This window comes from Paenibacillus sp. MMS20-IR301, from assembly GCF_032302195.1.
In the GTDB taxonomy this organism is placed as follows: Bacteria; Bacillota; Bacilli; order Paenibacillales; family Paenibacillaceae; genus Paenibacillus_AQ.
Genome location: NZ_CP135275.1, coordinates 6,248,100 through 6,265,713 on the forward strand (window position 1 = coordinate 6,248,100; position 17,614 = coordinate 6,265,713).

At 52.9% G+C, this 17,614-nt stretch carries 13 protein-coding genes; 11 read left to right on the forward strand and 2 right to left on the reverse strand.

The genetic code is table 11. The features are described from left to right. Positions 1 to 85: 85 nt before the first annotated feature. The 6 genes from LOS79_RS26790 to LOS79_RS26815 all read left to right on the forward strand — a co-directional run bounded on the left by LOS79_RS26790 (position 86) and on the right by LOS79_RS26815 (position 8,707). The gene (locus LOS79_RS26790; protein WP_315413680.1) at positions 86 to 367 is read left to right on the forward strand and encodes an aspartyl-phosphate phosphatase Spo0E family protein; all 282 of its coding nucleotides are present in this window, start codon (positions 86 to 88) and stop codon (positions 365 to 367) included. Positions 368 to 506: 139 nt separating this feature from the next. Beyond that, on the forward strand, positions 507 to 1,913 hold the full coding sequence (locus tag LOS79_RS26795; protein ID WP_315413681.1) for a DNA-binding protein: 1,407 nt from the start codon (positions 507 to 509) through the stop codon (positions 1,911 to 1,913). Positions 1,914 to 2,229: 316 nt separating this feature from the next. After that, positions 2,230 to 2,613, forward strand: a complete 384-nt coding sequence (locus tag LOS79_RS26800) for a MarR family winged helix-turn-helix transcriptional regulator (RefSeq protein WP_315413683.1) — start codon at positions 2,230 to 2,232, stop codon at positions 2,611 to 2,613. Then, positions 2,606 to 4,366 (forward strand): ABC transporter ATP-binding protein, encoded by a 1,761-nt coding sequence (locus LOS79_RS26805; RefSeq protein WP_315413685.1) that lies wholly within the window; start codon positions 2,606 to 2,608, stop codon positions 4,364 to 4,366. The genes LOS79_RS26800 and LOS79_RS26805 overlap by 8 nt, the downstream gene beginning before the upstream one ends. Continuing rightward, complete coding sequence (locus tag LOS79_RS26810) at positions 4,363 to 6,252, forward strand: ABC transporter ATP-binding protein (RefSeq protein ID WP_315413686.1); 1,890 nt, start codon at positions 4,363 to 4,365, stop codon at positions 6,250 to 6,252. The genes LOS79_RS26805 and LOS79_RS26810 overlap by 4 nt, the downstream gene beginning before the upstream one ends. Positions 6,253 to 6,478: 226 nt before the next feature. Further along, positions 6,479 to 8,707, forward strand: a complete 2,229-nt coding sequence (locus LOS79_RS26815) for an MMPL family transporter (RefSeq protein ID WP_315413688.1) — start codon at positions 6,479 to 6,481, stop codon at positions 8,705 to 8,707. 88 nt (positions 8,708 to 8,795) lie between these two features. On the opposite strand, the gene LOS79_RS26820 is transcribed toward LOS79_RS26815, so the two are convergent. Beyond that, positions 8,796 to 9,515, reverse strand: coding sequence for a 3-ketoacyl-ACP reductase (locus tag LOS79_RS26820; RefSeq protein WP_315413689.1), 720 nt, complete (start codon positions 9,513 to 9,515; stop codon positions 8,796 to 8,798). Between the two features lie 104 nt (positions 9,516 to 9,619). Continuing rightward, on the reverse strand, positions 9,620 to 11,173 hold the full coding sequence (locus tag LOS79_RS26825; protein ID WP_315413690.1) for an FAD-dependent oxidoreductase: 1,554 nt from the start codon (positions 11,171 to 11,173) through the stop codon (positions 9,620 to 9,622). A gap of 153 nt (positions 11,174 to 11,326) precedes the next feature. On the opposite strand from LOS79_RS26825, the gene LOS79_RS26830 reads away from it, so the two are divergent. The 5 genes from LOS79_RS26830 to LOS79_RS26850 all read left to right on the forward strand — a co-directional run bounded on the left by LOS79_RS26830 (position 11,327) and on the right by LOS79_RS26850 (position 17,609). Further along, positions 11,327 to 12,694, forward strand: coding sequence for a spore germination protein (locus tag LOS79_RS26830; protein WP_315413691.1), 1,368 nt, complete (start codon positions 11,327 to 11,329; stop codon positions 12,692 to 12,694). Positions 12,695 to 12,729: 35 nt separating this feature from the next. Then, on the forward strand, positions 12,730 to 13,791 hold the full coding sequence (locus LOS79_RS26835) for a GerAB/ArcD/ProY family transporter (RefSeq protein WP_315413692.1): 1,062 nt from the start codon (positions 12,730 to 12,732) through the stop codon (positions 13,789 to 13,791). Further along, a complete protein-coding gene (locus LOS79_RS26840; protein ID WP_315413694.1) occupies positions 13,788 to 14,897 on the forward strand; it encodes a Ger(x)C family spore germination protein in 1,110 nt (369 codons plus the stop codon). The genes LOS79_RS26835 and LOS79_RS26840 overlap by 4 nt, the downstream gene beginning before the upstream one ends. A gap of 73 nt (positions 14,898 to 14,970) precedes the next feature. Then, a complete protein-coding gene (locus tag LOS79_RS26845) occupies positions 14,971 to 15,366 on the forward strand; it encodes a Fur family transcriptional regulator (RefSeq protein ID WP_315413696.1) in 396 nt (131 codons plus the stop codon). Positions 15,367 to 15,617: 251 nt separating this feature from the next. Further along, positions 15,618 to 17,609: a methyl-accepting chemotaxis protein gene (locus LOS79_RS26850; RefSeq protein WP_315413697.1), complete on the forward strand. Its 1,992-nt coding sequence runs from the start codon at positions 15,618 to 15,620 to the stop codon at positions 17,607 to 17,609. The last annotated feature ends 5 nt before the right edge of the window (positions 17,610 to 17,614 follow it).

Sequence of the window (17,614 nt, forward strand, 5' to 3'; positions counted from 1 at the left end):
CATTTTTTTCTTTTTTTTCAAAATTTGTTTTTTGACATCATGAATTATGATAGGGGAGAAGTTGATAGAGAGAAGGTGAGTAACCGTGAACCTTTACCCCAATCCGCCCGAAGGCCAAGACCGGGATTACAGAGAAGATGAGCTATTTCTTACCATAGAGAATTTAAGATGCCAGCTGCTGGAAGTAGCGCAGGAACGGAGTCTGAGTGATCATATGGTTCTGGAGCTCAGCCAGCGGCTGGACGGATATATTGTCCTGGCCCAGAATCTGATGATGGAGAGTCTGCGTAGCCGTAAGAGCAGCGCTATTCCCTACGGCAAGAACACGAAGAACCAGCGGATCAGAAAGACAGCCTTGCAGCAGTAGTCCGAACTTTGCAGTTCCTCCAAACAGTGTCTACCCGGGTGGTCTCACAATGTGAGGCCCTTTTGTTGTGATTTCTATAGCCATGTCCTATAATGGCAATTAATAGAAGGTATACAAATGATACTTACGGAGGTGCCGGGTGGAGGCGAAACTGACAACAATACGATCAGAGATTGAGAAGCATTTGTCCCGCTCCGGGTATAATCTTGCCTCGTTTGCCAAAGTTTCCGGCCTGAACCGCGGCAGTCTAAGTGCAATTCTTCACGGCAATCCGCCCAAGCCGATCTCACTGGGACAGCTGGATGCGATGACCCGGGCGTTCGGATTTCCGGAAGGCTGGCTGTATCCGCTCTATGTAGAGGAGTGCTTTGGCGAAGACCGGGTTTCCCGCCGCCGCGTTGAGCCTTTCCTGGTCAGATGTGCCGAAATCGGCAAGCAGAAATGCATTGATGAGGTATTAAGCAGAATTATGGAGTATCCGAGACCTCTGGAGATTATTTATACGGTTGCGGAGAGGCTGTTCTGCAGCGGAAGAATTCAGGAATCGCTGACATTTTATAGACGGGTAGTGCAGTATGAGCCGGACAGCTATTCGGAACGGATGGCTATCAGCCAATTCCGTATCTTCATGTCGCTCCAGACTACCCATGAGATGGAGCCGGAGCAGAAGCTGCGCGGCGTAATCAGCTTTGAACCGTACCGCGGGCTGCTTCCCGAGGACATGCAGCTGGATGGTTTGCTTAAGCTGGCAAGGGTCTCTTCTGACCTGCAGCACTGGCGGGATGCCGCGAAGTTCGCTGATGAGCTCCGTGCGCTGGCCGGCGGCATTTACCGGGAGGAGCTCCGCCGGAGCTCGGTGAAGCGGCCCGAAGCCTTCGCCGCAGAGCGGCCGCTCGTTATGTATTACGGACAAAGCTATTTATTGAAGGCCACGGCGCTCATGATGCAGGGTGATTATGAGCAGGCCAAGCAATATACGGCCGGTTATGCTGATCTCGGGTGGTTTGAGCTGCTGGATGAGGACGGCCGCAGGGCTGTCGAAGATTTCCGGCAGCTTGCGGCCGGCAGCAGCTTCAAGCTGGAGATCCTGATGGGCAATACGGCCGTGTTGCCGTCATATATCTCCTTTTTGGCAGACCATCCTGGTGAAATTTTACCTGGTATGGTCATAATCATGGAGTCCGCCAACCGCTTCGGCTTTTGTGCAGATGCGGTTATGGCACGCTTTTCCAGAGAGATGCTGCGGTTTGAGCAATTTCAGGACCGGGTTAATGTTGACCGGTTATACCGGCTGTACTACCAGATTGCCATCTATCACATCGGCCAGGGACGGCATGCCCGGGGAATTGACTATATTATGCACTGTTTGCGGTTAACCGTCAGGCTGAACAGCGGACAGGATTTCATTAATTGTGTTACCTTGTTCGAGCAGAGCAGGGATTATTCTACTGAAGACCAGCAGAAGGCTTACAGGGAACTGCTGAAAGAGGTCAGAGCGCTGGATGAGCCTGCTGTTCCTGCCCATTCGCGGTTTGGCATCGTTTAACAGCCCGTTCATAATTACTCCCCGGCCGTTCATGTCGAGGGAGCTTTTGCGCGATCTTTTGTGAAAAAAATTACGTTCTTTTTTCTGTAAAAATTAATAACGTATTCAGGAATTGACAAAGCGCTGCAGGGAAAATATAATTAGGTAGCCTAATTAATATAGTATTTAATTATTTGTATACCTAACTAAAAGAGGTGGAAGCATTGGGATAAACCGGGAAGATGAAAATTCAGTCGGACACAAGCTGTTTTCCGCACTCCGGAGGCTGAACAAGGCGCAGTGGAAGCATTCGGTTGAGGGGCATAAGCCTAGTGAGATGACTTTATTGATATGTATCGCAAGAGCGTCCCGTTCTGCTGAAGGGCTGAAGGTATCGGAAATCAGCCGTTTCCTCGGACTGACGCCGCCCACGGTAACGCAGCTGATCAACAGTCTTGAGGCCAAGCAGATGCTGCAGCGGCAGCCAGACCCCTCAGACCGGAGAGTAGTCCGCATTAAGTTGACGGAACAGGGGAAAATTATTACCCGCAGAGCCCGGGAGCACATGGACGCTACACTAAACAAAATGGTGGAGTATTTAGGTGAGGAAGAATCGGACCATCTGGCAGAGCTGCTGCTGAAGGTGCACAACTTCATGGAAGAGAATCCCCCGCCTAATCTAGACCGGTTACAAATGAACGGAGATGAGAAGCTTGATTAAACTATTTAAGCAATTGAAGCCCTTCCAGTGGGCCATAGCTGCTGTGCTGGTCCTCGTTTTCCTGCAGTCGCTGGGAGATCTGTATCTTCCGACGCTGATGAGTGACATTATTGATCAGGGGATCGTGCATGGGGATCAGCCCTATATCTGGAGAATCGGCGGCTTCATGCTGCTCGTAGCGGCAGGCGGCGCAGTCTGCTCCATTATTGCCAGCTACCTGTCAGCCAGAGTGGCAGCCGGCTTCGGCAAGAATACCCGTTCCCGGGTGTTCAATCATGTTGAGAATTTCACGCTGCATGAATTCGACAAGCTGGGAACCGCTTCATTGATTACCCGCACCACTAATGATATTACACAGGTTCAGACTGTGCTGACTATGATGCTCCGCATGATGGTCGGGGCACCAATGATGATGATCGGCGGGATTATTATGGCGGTATCCGAGGACGCCAAGCTCTCGCTGATCTTTGTAGTGGTTATTCCGCTGCTGGTCGGAGCGATTCTGTTCATCGGGATGAAGGGCCTTCCGCTGTTCAAGGCCATCCAGATCAAGCTGGATAAGCTGAATCTTGTCCTGCGTGAGCATCTGACCGGTATCCGTGTCATCCGTTCGTTCAACCGGATTGAGCATGAGAACAAACGCTTCAGCACAGCTAATGCAGACCTTACGGATACCGCAATTAAAGTTAATAAGGTTATGGCCGGTCTGATGCCGCTGATGATGATTGTAATGAACTTCTCGATGATCGCCATTCTGTATTACGGAGGAATCCGTATTGGCGATGGAGATCTGCAGGTAGGCTCACTTATGGCTTTCATTCAGTATGCAATGCAGATTATGTTCTCCCTGATTATGGTTTCTATGATGTTTGTTCTCATTCCAAGAGCCTCTGCCTCTGCAATCCGCATTAATGAAGTGCTCGATGTGCAGCCTGAAATTAAAGATCCGACAGCTAATGAACTGAAGACAACGGCAGATGCTGCCCGCAAGGACGGCCGGGACGGCCTGCGGGGATTCGTGGAATTCGAGAATGTATCCTTCTCTTACCCGGGTGCGGAACAGCCGGCATTATCGGGCATTACCTTCAGTGCGCGCCCTGGTGAAATTACAGCGATTATCGGCGGGACCGGCTCAGGCAAATCGACCCTGCTGAGCATGATTCCCAGATTCTATGATGCTATTGAAGGCTCTATCCGGGTAGACGGTGTAGATGTCCGGGAGATGACGCAGGAGGACCTGCGGAGCAAGATCGGTTATATTCCGCAAAAGGCCGTGCTGTTCACCGGCACCATTAACGAGAATATCCGTTACGGGAAAGAGGACGCTACCGAAGAAGAAATTATTCATGCGGCTAAAGTGGCTCAAGCCTTTGATTTCGTCTCTGCGATGAAGGAAGGCTTCAATTCGGAGATCGCCCAGGGCGGCGGCAATGTCTCCGGCGGCCAGAAGCAGCGGCTGTCGATTGCCCGGGCACTGGTACGGAAACCGGAAGTGTATCTGTTCGACGACAGCTTCTCAGCGCTTGATTTCAAGACCGACGCCAAGCTGCGTGCAGCCCTCAAGGAAGAGACTACAGAATCGACAGTGCTGATTGTAGCCCAGCGTGTCAGTACGGTTATGGATGCCGACCGGATCATCGTCCTGGACGATGGCGAGATTGTCGGAATGGGCACGCACCGCGAGCTGCTGGATAACAATGAGGTATACCGCGAGATCGTATCCTCGCAGCTGTCAGAGGAGGAAATAGCATGAGTGAGCAGAAAAAAGATGTGAAACCGCAGCGCCGGCACGGCGGCTTCGGCGGCGGTCCTCCAGGCATGAGCATGCCCGCAGAGAAGGCCAAGGACTTTAAAGGAACGCTGCGCCGGCTGGTCCGCTACCTGCGCCCGCGCCAGGTTCAGCTGATTATCGTATTCGTCATGGCGATTGCCAGTACCGTGTTCAGTATCTTCAGCCCTAAGGTTATGGGTAAAGCAACCACCAAACTGTTTGAAGGTGCTTACGGCAAGCTGATGGATGTGCCGGGGGCGGAAATTGATTTTCATTATATTAATAATATTCTGATTCTCCTCGCCGGACTGTATCTGTTAAGCTCGCTGTTCAGCTATGTGCAGCAGTATGTCATGGCCGGTGTAGCACAGAAGGTTGTCTTTGATATGCGTGAGCAGATCAACAGCAAGCTGGAACGGCTGCCGCTGAAATATTTCGATTCCCGGACGCACGGGGAAATTCTCAGCCGGGCGACCAATGACGTAGACAATATCAGTACCACCCTGCAGCAGAGCTTGACCCAGCTGATTACGGCCATTGTAACCATTATCGGCGTTATTATTATGATGCTGACGATCAGCCCGTGGCTTACCCTCATTACTATAGTTACGCTGCCGCTGAGCTTTGTGGTGATTATGCTGATCTCCAAGCGCTCACAGAGCTATTTCATCGGCCAGCAGAAGTCGCTGGGCCAGCTGAACGGCCATGTTGAGGAAATGTATACCGGACACCGCATTATCAAAGCGTTCGGCCGGGAGAAGAACTCTCTTGAAGCATTCGACAAGATCAATGCGGACCTGTATGACTCCGGCTGGAAATCACAATTCATCTCCGGGATTATTATGCCGCTGATGATGTTCATCGGGAACCTTGGATATGTGCTGGTCTGTGTAGTCGGAGGGATCTTTGTTACCAAAAAAGCTATTGATGTCGGTGATATCCAGGCCTTCATCCAGTATTCGCGCCAGTTCACTATGCCGATTACGCAAACGGCCAATATTGCCAACATTATTCAGTCAACGATTGCTTCCGCAGAACGTGTCTTTGAACTGCTGGATGAAGAAGAAGAAGTTCCGGAAGTGTCTGGTACACTGGCGAAACGTCCGGCCGATGCCGAAGAGGGCGCTGTGGAATTCCGTCATGTGAAGTTCGGCTATAAAGAGGATGCTATCCTGATTGAGGATATGAACATCGAAGTGAGCCCTGGGCAGACCATAGCAATTGTAGGTCCGACCGGTGCCGGTAAAACCACGCTGATCAATCTGCTGATGCGGTTCTATGAAATCAGCGGCGGGGAAATTGTGATCGACGGTGTCAATATCACGGATATGAAGCGCAGCGAGCTGCGCAGCAAGTTCGGAATGGTGCTGCAGGATACCTGGCTGTTCAACGGTACCATCCGCGACAATATCGCTTACGGCCGGGAAGGGGCTACGGAGGCTGATGTGGTACGCGCGGCCAAGGCTGCACATGCCGATCACTTTATCCGTACACTGCCGCTGGGATATAACACGATTCTGAATGAGGAAGCCTCGAACATCTCCCAGGGTCAAAAGCAGCTGCTGACGATCGCCCGGGCCATTCTGGCTGATCCGTCCATTCTGATTCTCGATGAGGCAACCAGCAGCGTCGATACCCGTACAGAGGTACAGATCCAGAAGGCAATGAACACGCTGATGAAGGGCAGAACCAGCTTCGTAATTGCCCACCGCCTGTCTACCATCCGTGATGCCGACCTGATTCTTGTCATGAACCAGGGCAGTGTGATTGAGAAGGGCAGCCATACGGAGCTGCTTGAAGCCGGCGGATTCTATGCCGACCTGTATAACAGCCAGTTCTCCGGTGACGATCTGCCGGATGCAGGGTAAGCCGAGTCAGTCAGTAAAGTGAAATTTCATTCGAATAAACCGCTGCAGTACTGAGCGGTGCTCAGCCCCGGTGTTCATTGCAGAAGTCCTTGCGTGAACACCGGGGCTTTTGGTTTTTTATAAATATTTTACAAAAATGATTTGCTTAAAATTTTCAGGGTATATATGATAGATGTATAAAAATGACCCGCGGCTCATTTTTGAGCTTACGGACGTGAGAGAGAGGATGGATGGAATGTCGGGCTACGGGAAGTGGGTAGCAGGGAGCAAGACCAAATGGATTACTCTGCTGGTATGGATTGCAATTGTAGGGGTATTAACGATGCTATGGCCTTCGGTAAACTCACAGGTATTGAATAATGCCTCCAATCTGCCGGAGGATGCACTGTCAGTCCAGGCATCCGCTGTTGCTGAACAGGAGTTCCCGGCCGGAAGCGGAGTGCCTGCACTGCTCGTCTGGCACCGCGAAGGCGGACTTGCCGAAGAGGATCTTGTACATATAGCTGCTGTATACAACCAGCTTGAACAGCAGCCGCTGCCTCATCAGAACTTCGTTCCGCCGCTCGGCCAGCTGCCGCCGCAGGCGCTTGCCGCCTCCTTGTCGGAGGACCGCAGCACGTTCGTCTCACCGGTGCTGTTCGACAAGAATGCCGGCAGCGATCAGCTCGGTGAAGCGTTGACCGCGTTGAAGCAGCTCATCAGCACCGAGACCGGGGCTGACCCGTCTGCAGCACAGACAGACAGCGGTGACCTCAGCCTGCGGGTATCCGGTCCGGTAGGGATATCTGTTGATGCAACGGGCCTGTTCGAGAATGCGGATGTCTCGCTGCTGATTGCGACCGTTATTCTGGTTCTGGTCTTCCTGCTGCTGATTTATCGTTCGCCGATTCTGGCTTTGATTCCGCTGGTTGCTGTGGGTTTTGCTTATGGCGTAACCAGCCCGCTGCTTGGCAAAATGGCGGCAGAAGGCTGGATTACCGTCGATTCTCAGGCCGTATCCATCATGACAGTGCTGCTCTTCGGAGCGGGAACCGACTACTGCCTGTTTATGATATCGCGGTTCCGCCAGATGCTGAAGGTGGAGGAGAACAAGGGGCGGGCGCTGCTGAGTGCCATTACCCATTCTTCGGGAGCTATTGCCATGAGCGGATTCACGGTCGTGATGGCGCTTTTTGCGCTGCTGCTGGCTAAATATGGCGCATACCACCGGTTTGCGGTTCCGTTCAGTGTATCCATTTTCATTATGGGTATTGCCAGCCTGACGCTGGTTCCGGCACTCCTCGCCATCTTCGGACGGACTTCATTCTTCCCGTTCGTTCCGCGTACACCGCAGATGGAGATAGACCGCGCCCGGGCCAAAGGCAAAACGCTGCCGCAGCCGAAGCCGGCCCGCCGCAAAGGAATCGGCCAGCTCGTGGTATCCCGGCCTTGGGCCATTGTGGGAATTACTGTAGTCATTCTGGGAGTTCTGGCCTCTTTCTCCACAGGGATTAAATTTACCTATGATCTCCTTTCATCCTTCCCGAAGACTATGGAATCAAGGGAAGGCTTCGAGCTTATCGGCCAACAGTTCTCTGAGGGCGAGCTTGCCCCGGTTAAGCTGATGGTTGATACGGAAGGGCTGAACGGCGGAGAGGATCTCAAGGTTGTTCTGGGCGGGCTTTCCTACGTGGATGTGGTGTCTGACCCGCAGGCTGGGGCTGTAAATTCCAATATTGCCGGATACGATATCGAATTTAAGGCCAATCCGTATTCCATTGAAGCGATGAATCATATTCCGGCGCTCCGGTCCACGGTAGAACAGGCACTGGCGGAGTCGGGAATTGAGAACGTGCAGGATAAGGTATGGATAAGCGGGCAGACCGCTACCCAGTACGACACCAAGGAGCTTGGAGAGCGGGATACAGACCTGATTATTCCTGTTGTTATCGGCCTGATCACATTGCTGCTGCTGATCTATCTCAGATCGGTTACCGCTACAGTGTATCTCGTAGCTACAGTGATCCTGTCATTCTTCTCGGCACTGGGCCTCGGCTGGATCATCATTCATTACCTGCTCGGTGCTGATGCGATTCAAGGCGCTATTCCGCTCTATTCCTTCGTCTTCCTGGTGGCGCTGGGCGAGGACTATAACATCTTCATGATCTCGAATATATGGAAAAAGCGTAAAGTTATGCCGCTGAAGCAAGCTATTGCTGAAGGGGTAAATGAAACCGGATCGGTAATTACCTCCGCGGGGCTCATCCTGGCCGGAACCTTCGCCGTGCTGGCCAGCCTGCCGATTCAGGTATTGGTGCAGTTCGGCATCATTACCGCAATCGGGGTGCTGCTCGATACCTTCGTAGTCCGTCCGTTCCTCGTGCCGGCGATTACCGTGCTCTTCGGGCGGCTGGCCTTCTGGCCGGGCAAACATGAGGAAGTGAGTGAGACAGCACAAACTGCCCGCGAGTACTAGGACGGCAGGAATAATAGACAACAGGGATGCCCTGCAAGCCGTAAAGGCTGCGGGGCATCCCTGTTTGCACTCCTATTCTGTAACGTATTTACTGCGGATTGGTCGTCCAGATGCCGGCAGTCTTTAGGAAGACGCGGTCCGGCAGCTTCAGGGCGGCGAGCGCCAGCTCAGCAACATCCTCCGGCTGCATCATCCGGTCTTCATCACCGATCTTCAGGCCGGCGTCCGAAGCAAGGCCGGTGTTGACTGTGCTGGGCGTCAGCGCCACCACCCGGATGTTAGACTTGCGGACCTCCATCGCCAGCGCTTCGGTCATGCCCATAAGGGCAAACTTGGATGCACAGTAAGCCGAGCCGGTGGCGAAGCCGCGTTCGCCTGCGGTGGAAGAGATGTTGATAATGTTGCCGCTGGAGCGCTCAATCATGGCGGGCAGCGCCGCGCGGGTCACATAATAAGCACCGAAGAGATTAATCTGCATGTGGCGTTCCCAGTCCGCCGGGTCCATCTCCAGGAAGGTGCCGAACTTAGCAATTCCGGCATTGTTAATCAGCGCATCGAAGGGCCCAAGATCATTCTGCAGTGCGGCAACAGCCCGCTCCGCTTCTTCACGTACCGCGATATCGGCTACAGCAATGCTGACCTTAATATCGTAGACCTCGGTCAATGCCGCCTTCAGTGCCTCAAGATCGGCCGAAGTTCTGGAGATCAGCCCCAGATTCGCGCCTTCCTTGGCCAGCGCGAGCGCGAGCGCCTTGCCGATCCCCTTGCCTGCACCTGTAATGACAATACTGGTTCCTCTCAAATCCATGACCTTTGCCACGCTCCTTATTAGATAGAATACTTCTAAGTGCATAAACCTAAGGTTTATTATACCTGAGCGGAAAGGGACAATCACGCGGTGCGGGATACCGTTCAGTTCTCTGCCGTAAGCTGCTTGAGCGGAACTGTGGCCGGACCCTCGATCACATCGCCGTTGTACGAGAACCGGGAGCCGTGGCATGGGCAATCCCAGGTGCGCTCCGCCTCATTCCATTCACATTCACAGCCCAGATGCGTGCAGGTTCTGTCTACGAGATGCAGTGTACCCCCGGAGTCGCGGTATCCGCCTACCCGCTTGCCGTCATGGAGGACGACGGCGCCTTCGTCCGGCGCCAGATCCTGTGTTTTCTTATGGATAATCTCCACTTTTCCGGCGACCAGCTCCTTGGTGACAGAGAAGTTCTGGACGATGAAATTTTTGATGCCGGGAATAGCTTTGAAGCGGGACGGATCGTATAACCCGGCATACGGATTACTGCTGCCGAGAATGCCGTCGGTAATCAGCCGTGCCGCCAGCGTACCGCTGGTCATGCCCCATTTGCCGAAGCCGGTGGCGATATAGATTTCTTCATCCTCCGCCCGCTTGCCGATATAGGGAACCCGGTCGAGTGTAATCAGGTCCTGCGTGGACCAGCGGTAAGGAACACTGCGGATTCCGAGCAGTTCCCCGGCGAACCGCTCCAGCTTCTCATAGTGGCCGAACGTACAGATGCCTTGGCCGGTCTTGTGATTCTCGCCGCCGACGATAACCAGCTTCTGATCTCCCCATTCTACCGCCCGCAGTGACCGGGTAGGCTCGCCGGCGCTCAAGTACATGCCGCCTTCATAATCAGTCTCCGGCTCAACCGCAAGACAATAGGAACGCTCAGCATGCAGCCGGGAGAAATAGAGCGAGCCGCCGTCATAGAAGGGGAAATGCGAAGCCGATACGGCATGACGGCAGGTGATTTTGCAGCTGCTTCCTTCGGTGTAGAGTGTAAGGCGTCCGTCCGTATCGACCTTCTCTCCGATCATCGTGTGCTCATACACCGTTCCGCCCTTATCCAGGACAGCCTGCAGCAGCCCCTTCAGATAATGCAGCGGATGAAAGCGTGCCTGCCCGGGCAGCCGGATAGCCCCTCCGGCCCGCAGCGGCAAGGATACCCGGTCCTGCCACTCCCCGGGCAGCCCGAGCTTAACGTAAGCCTCGTACTCGGCAGCCAGCTGCTTCAGCGTCTTCTCATCGCCCATATCGGCGTACAGATAGGCATCCTCACGTTTCATATCGCAGGATAACCCCAGCTCTCCGGCGGTAGCAACCATCCACTCCAGTGCTTCGCTGTTCGAATGATAGTATGCCCGTGCTTGCTCCTCGCCGAAATGCTTCAGCAGATCATGGTAAATCATGCCGTGCTGGGCGGAAATTTTGGCGCTGGTGAACCCGGTGGTGCCGCCGAGCACCGTTCCGGCCTCAAGCAGAGTCACCTTATATCCGGCGCTGGACAGCAGATACGCTGTTGTAATCCCGGTAATGCCTGCACCTACTATGGCTACATCAGTAACATGATCTTCCGCAAGCTTCGGAAAGGAGGGCAGCTCGGTACTGCCCAGCCATAAGGATTCCGGAAATTGGGGAAGACCTTGCAAACGGGGAGTCTGTGAATGCATTGAATAATCCCTCCAGTTCAGTATTCACTTCATTTATTACCACACTCCCTATAAAAGAAACCCGCGGTCCAGGTGTAAGGTGCATGAAATGGGAGGCGGAGTAGCAAAATAAGGGGAAGTTCCCAGTAAACTGGTCCTGGAGGGGGAAGATCCGTGACAGCACGAGAACATAAGCAGGGAGCTACACTGGAATGGATCAGAGGGCAGCTGAGCGGGTTCGGTGATCTGGAGGACAAGCTTATGGAGGTCCCTTCAGGACAGATCAGCCTGCTGTACATCAAAAGCGTTACTGATGGCCAGGCGATCAGCCGGAGCATTGTGGCGCCATTTTACGAAATGAAGAGTGTGGAGGCTTACTACAGCTACATTACGGATGCCCCGGGCAGTGAGGAGACTTCGGAGGGAAAACGCGCAATCGATCTTCTGCTCAGCGGTTATGCCTGCATCGGCTGCTCCGGCCGGCTCTGCTTCCTTGATGTGCTCCGTTCTGAGAACAGCAGCGTCAAGGAGACCATTACAGAGAGCATCAGCCAAGGACCCTCGGATGCGCTGGGTGAGAATCTGGCGGTGAACCTCAACCTGATCAGGCGGCGGTATCAATCCTCCGGGCTGAAGATGGAATTCACCATTATCGGCAATGTCTCGAAGACCAAAGCAGCTATTCTCTATGATGAGAGCCGGGTGAATCACGATGTGCTCGCAGAGCTGAGAGAAAAGCTGGATACGCTGAAGCTGGATGTGCTGCAGGCGGCCGGTGAGCTGGAGAAATATATCAGCAGCGATAAGCTGCGCATTTTTCCGAAGACGATTGTTACAGAGCGGCCGGACCGGGTGGTCTTCAATCTGGCCGAAGGCAAGGTCGCTGTCTTGCTGGATACTACCGGATATGCGATCGTGCTTCCGTCTATTTTCAATGACTTCTTCACCGCAATGGATGATAAAGTGCATCTTCCCTTCGTAGGACGGTTTCTGAAAATGCTGCGTATTCTCGGTGTGGCTATGACGTTGTGGCTGCCTGCACTCTATATTGCGTTTACCTCGTACAATCCGGAGATCGTCCGTGTGCAGATCGCCCTGCTGATCGGGGGCAGCAGAGCAACGGTTCCTTATCCGTCTTTTGTTGAGGTTATTCTGATGATGATCATGATGGAATTTCTGACAGAAGCGAGCTTAAGGCTTCCAAGGGCCATTGGTCCCACCGCAACAACCGTCGGCGGTCTGATTCTGGGGCAAGCCGCAACAGCGGCGGGGCTGATCGGTAATATTATGATAATTCTGGTGTCGGTTGTGGCTATATCCAACTTCCTCATTCCGCTGAATATGATGAGCTTCTCCATCCGGGTGCTGAAATATTTCTTCGTCATTGCGGCTGCGGTGCTGGGGCTGGTGGGGGTTGTCGTCTGCCTGGTGGGCTTCACCCTGTATTTATGCAGCCAGCGCAGCTTTGGCCAGCCGTATTTCAAACTGTTTGCCCTGGATACCATCGGAGAGACCCTGAAGAAGAAAAGCGGTGGAGGATGAAGGCGAACAACCGCTATTTCTATTGTCTTTTTCTAATGAACACGCTGATTAATATCATTAACTTTACCCCCCGTGAGCTGATTGATGCCCGGTTTGACGGAGCGCAGTCCTCTATTCTGGTTGCAGTAGCTGTGGGGACGCTGTTTCTGTACCTGTTCTCCAAGGTAATCAATAAATTTCCCGGCCAGGGGCTGCCTGAGATATTCAGCTCAGGTCTGCCTAAGCTGCTGGCTTCACCGCTGATTCTGGTCTACGCATTTCTCTGGTTTATGGCGGGGGCGCTGATCCTGCTGTCCTTCGTGGATATTACCCTGCGGTTCATCAGCCCGGATACAGGCCCCTATGCGGTGCTGCTTGGCTTCCTTGCCGTAGTCTGCCTGTGTTCCCGCATAGACTCGCTGTCGCTGCTCTACGGTCTGGAGATTACGCTGGGGATTACCGTGCCCTTGATTATATATACAATGGTTAAGGCAGTAATCAGCCCGGATATCAGCTGGGATGCTATTCTGCAGGTGATGACCCATTCCTTGCATGCCCCGGATATGAACAGTATTGCCGCGGCAAGCTTTACGTTCAGCGGATATATTAACATGGCTATCTTTAACCGGGTATTCCATGGCCTGAAGGTCAAGCACCTGTGGATTCTAAGTCTGGAGGGACTGCTTGTGCTTGCGGTAAGCTTTTTTGTGCCGATCGGGTACCATGGAACCATCGGTGTGGAGCGGCATGTATATACCTGGTTCACTACGGCGGACAGCCTGCGGGTAGAAGCCTTTCTGATTGAACGGATGCTGTATATCTTCTACTTTGCTTATATCACCCTATCCCTGGTCAGCACTATTATCCAGTGGCATGTCGGTAAAGAGCTGCTGCTCAGCCTGCTGCCCTCTTCAGACAAACAGCCGAAGCGCAAGCTGCGGCAGGAAATTACAATCCTGGTCCTGTTTGCGGCCGGAACTTTGCTGATGCTGAGACTGGACCAGTATGCACTTAATCTGCTGGGTGTTTTCCTGCTGCATATCCGCTGGTACGGGGAGCTGCTGCTGATCATTCTGCTGTGCTGGTGCTTCTGGAAAGTAAGGAGGCAGAGAGCGTGAGAAGAAGGCAGAGGTTATGGAGCGCCCTACTTGTGCTGCTGGTATCCCTTGCTTTAACCGGCTGCAACTTCAAGGATATTGACCGGAGAATCTTTGTTGTCGCGATCGGAATTGATCCCGGCAAGGAGCAGGGCACCTTCAAGGTCAGTCTGAAGCTGGCCATTCCGCAAGGCGATGTGACGAAGATCGACGAGAAGATGCAGATCCTTACCGAAGAATCGGAGAGTATATCAGAGGCGCTGCGGCGGATGAAATCCAAGGTGGAGAAGGAACTGGACTACGTTCATTGCAAAACGCTGATTCTGGGGGAGCAGGTGGCTGCCAGGGATATCAGGCATGTGGTCGACTGGGCCGTACGGCGCAGGGATATCCAGCTGATTCTTAACTTCGCGGTGGGGAAGCCGGAGGCACTTGATGTATTGAAGGTGAAGCCGCCCTCTGAACGTATTCCGTCGAACTCGCTGATTCTGGCGATGAGCGGGCAGGGAACGGAATCACCGTTTATCTCCAGCGTGTATTCTTATCAGCTGATGAGGAGCATCTATGAGCAGGGGATTGATCCGATTCTGCCGATTATTGAAGCCCAGGGGGAGGAGCAGTTCCTGATCGACAAGATTGCCCTGCTGGATAAAAATAAAATCAAGCTCGTGCTCTCCCCGGATGAGAGCCGGCTGTTCAATCTGCTCTCCCGCCCTAATCTGCGGACGAACTTTCCCGCACATATCGGTGACGGAATGTACCAGTACTACACAGAGAGCAGTTCTTCAAGCTATAAGATTGTTACTCCGCAGGAAGAAGAGCCTTACATCCGCTATACGATTAAGATCAGTGCAATTCTTGAGGAGAACAGTACCGAGGAAATGGTCACTCACGCTCTGCTGAAGAAAATTGAACACGATGGGGAAGACGAGCTGAACAAGGCGGTTACGGCGCTGCTGGTCAAAATTCAGAACAGCGGAATGGACCCCATGGGCTGGGGGCTGCATTACGGGTCCAGACACTGGAACAATGACACTGAGATGGCGGAATGGGAAACGATCTATCCCCGGCTGAAATTTCAGGTGAAAGCGAAGGTGAATATCAAGTATTCGGGAATGATCAAATAGAAGCTGATCCGGATTGACGGTGCTGGCATCAAGATTTATACTTGATCTAAAAACAAGTTAGAGGATGATGAAGATGAGAACCCTGAACCTGACTTCTCAGCGTCAAGCCGTGTATGATATCGTCCGTAATTCCCATGACCACCCTACTGCCGCTGAAGTGATGAACCGGCTTGTAGAGCAGGGGCATAACCTCGCTTACGGGACTGTATATAATTCCCTGCGTTATCTGTCGGATAAGCAGATGATCCGGGAGCTGAAGCTTGGAGAGGCGGCAAGCAGATATGACGCCCGTCTGGACGATCACCAGCATATTATTTGTGAAGTATGCGGCGCAGTGGATGAGGTGATGAGCCAGGTTCCGCAGGAATGGATCGATACAGTTGCGGAGGATACCGGTTATTCCATTACCCACACTCATGTTGTGTTCGGGGGCGTATGCCCGGCCTGCCGGACCAAGGCTAAGCACTAGCACACTAGCGGACAATTCATAGTGATTCACAGCGGGAGTACGGCTGCGGATATAATTGATATATAACAAAAGACCGTTTTCATGCAAACGGTCTTTTGTTATGTGATTATAAAAATTATTAAGAAACATAGGAGAATACTAATAAGTTGGGGGAGAAAAGAGGGTTTACAAAGCCGGTATTTAATTATATATATAAGATTCAACTTTATCGTGCTTAAGACCTATAAAGAAAGAGAGAGTGAGTCCATCATATGAATAAAAAGGCGCGTCTGTCCATCCGCACGAAACTAATACTTACATATCTGCTAGTCCTTCTGGCTCCCAGCATCATTATCGGCTGGCTAACCTATCAGTCAGCCAGCGGCAAAGTGGAAGAGCAGCTCACCCGCAATGCCCTTGAGAGTGTGGTTGCAGTGAATGAAATTATTGATGCGAATATTCAAGCGAAGATTGATGATATAAGTTATTTCGCGGCACAGCTTTCGGCTGAGGCTATTAATAATGAAGCTGCGGGAGGGGCCGCGCCTGATCTGAAGACAAGGCTTAAGGAGTATGGCGAGCTGCATTCCGACGTGCTTGATATCTATGCCGGAACAAGCAAAGGCAGCAGCATCCGCGCATCTGATATCCAACTGCCGGACGGCTACGATCCGCGTAAGGAGAATGCGTATATCAATGCGCTTAAAGCCGGCTCAGGCGTTGTGATCTCACCGGTATTCCAGTCGGTAAATAATGAGACAGCGATTGCTATTTCGATGGTGCTCGCCGGCGGAAACGGGGTGGTGGGACTTGATCTTAATCTATCCTCTCTGGCTGATCTGACCGATATTAAGGTAGGCCAGCAAGGGTATATTCTGATTATCGACAGCAGCAAGAAATTCCTTGTCCATCCGGTGGAGACGATTGGCCAGGAATCGACGCTTGATTTCGTAAAGCAGATGTTCGCCGGAGAAAGCGGCAGCTTCGACTATAAGTATGAGGATACCGACAAGAAAATGACCTATATGGTGAATGAGCTGACCGGCTGGAGAATCGGCGGCACCATCAGCAAAAGTGAGGTTTCAAGCGCCACTGAGGATATCCGGCAAACCGTATGGCTGGTGATCTCTGTCTCAGTCCTGCTGGCGCTGTTTCTCATTTACCTCAATGTCTCCTCCATCCTGAAGCCGCTGGTCCGGCTGCGCCGGGCTACGGAAATGATCTCTGCCGGTGACTTGTCGCAGGATATCGGTAATTTCGCAAGCGATGAGATCGGCCTCCTGGCAGAGAACTTCCGTACCATGGTCGGTAATCTGCGGCAGATGATTATCAGCGTGCAGGAGATGACCGATAATGTCTCCTCCTCAGCCGAGCAGCTGACGGCCGGGGCCGAGCAGACTACCAAAGCCATTGAGCATGTTACCACTGCGATCCAGGAGGTTGCATCCGGAACGGAGCGGCAGGTGAGCAGCGTGCACAGGGGAATGGAAAGCACGGCGGCTACAACCAGTGAGGTTGAGCATATCTCCGAATTCATGGGCCAGGTCTCGGCGATGATGGACAAGACCTCGCTCTCGGCTTCAGAGGGTAATGAGTCTGTAATCAGTGTTGTGGATAAGATCAACGGCATTCATGAAACGGTTGAGGAGCTGGGGGGAGTTATTGACAGGCTGAATGAGCGGACCGGACAGATTCAGGGGATTGTCGGCGTAATTACCGGAATCTCACGGCAGACCAACCTGCTGGCACTGAATGCCTCAATTGAAGCGGCCAGAGCAGGTGAGCAGGGCCGGGGCTTCGCTGTAGTAGCCTCAGAGGTACGTAAGCTGGCGGAAGAATCCGAGAAATCAGCGAAAATGATCTCGGAGCAGATTTCGTCCATCCGCACAGAGATGGTTCAGGCTACGGCAACTATGGAATATGCGAAGAACCGGGTATCGGAGGGCATTATGGCAGTGGATACGACCGGGCGTTCCTTCTCACGGATCCGCCGGGCCGTCAAAGGGGCCGCGGAGAAGATTGAAGCGATGAACGGGGCGGTACATACCCTGACGCAGGAAGCGGACAGCATGGATAAGGCCATTCTGGAGATCCGGGGCATTACCCAGGAGGCTGCGGGCAATACCGAGACGATCTCGGCTGCTGCCCAGCAGCAGCTGGCCTCGGTGGAAGAAATCGCTTCCTCCACAGCCGATTTGAGTCATCTTGCCGATGAGCTCCAGCGGCTGGTCGGCCGGTTTAAATTATACACAGATAAACAATAATACGG

Coding starts and splice junctions, on each gene's coding strand:
- LOS79_RS26845 (WP_315413696.1), top strand. CDS start 14,971: ATGAGAACCCTGAACCTGACTTCTCAGCGTCAAGCCGTGTATGATATC.
- LOS79_RS26800 (WP_315413683.1), top strand. CDS start 2,230: ATGACTTTATTGATATGTATCGCAAGAGCGTCCCGTTCTGCTGAAGGG.
- LOS79_RS26810 (WP_315413686.1), top strand. CDS start 4,363: ATGAGTGAGCAGAAAAAAGATGTGAAACCGCAGCGCCGGCACGGCGGC.
- LOS79_RS26825 (WP_315413690.1), bottom strand. CDS start 11,173: ATGCATTCACAGACTCCCCGTTTGCAAGGTCTTCCCCAATTTCCGGAA.
- LOS79_RS26835 (WP_315413692.1), top strand. CDS start 12,730: ATGAACACGCTGATTAATATCATTAACTTTACCCCCCGTGAGCTGATT.
- LOS79_RS26815 (WP_315413688.1), top strand. CDS start 6,479: ATGGATGGAATGTCGGGCTACGGGAAGTGGGTAGCAGGGAGCAAGACC.
- LOS79_RS26820 (WP_315413689.1), bottom strand. CDS start 9,515: ATGGATTTGAGAGGAACCAGTATTGTCATTACAGGTGCAGGCAAGGGG.
- LOS79_RS26850 (WP_315413697.1), top strand. CDS start 15,618: ATGAATAAAAAGGCGCGTCTGTCCATCCGCACGAAACTAATACTTACA.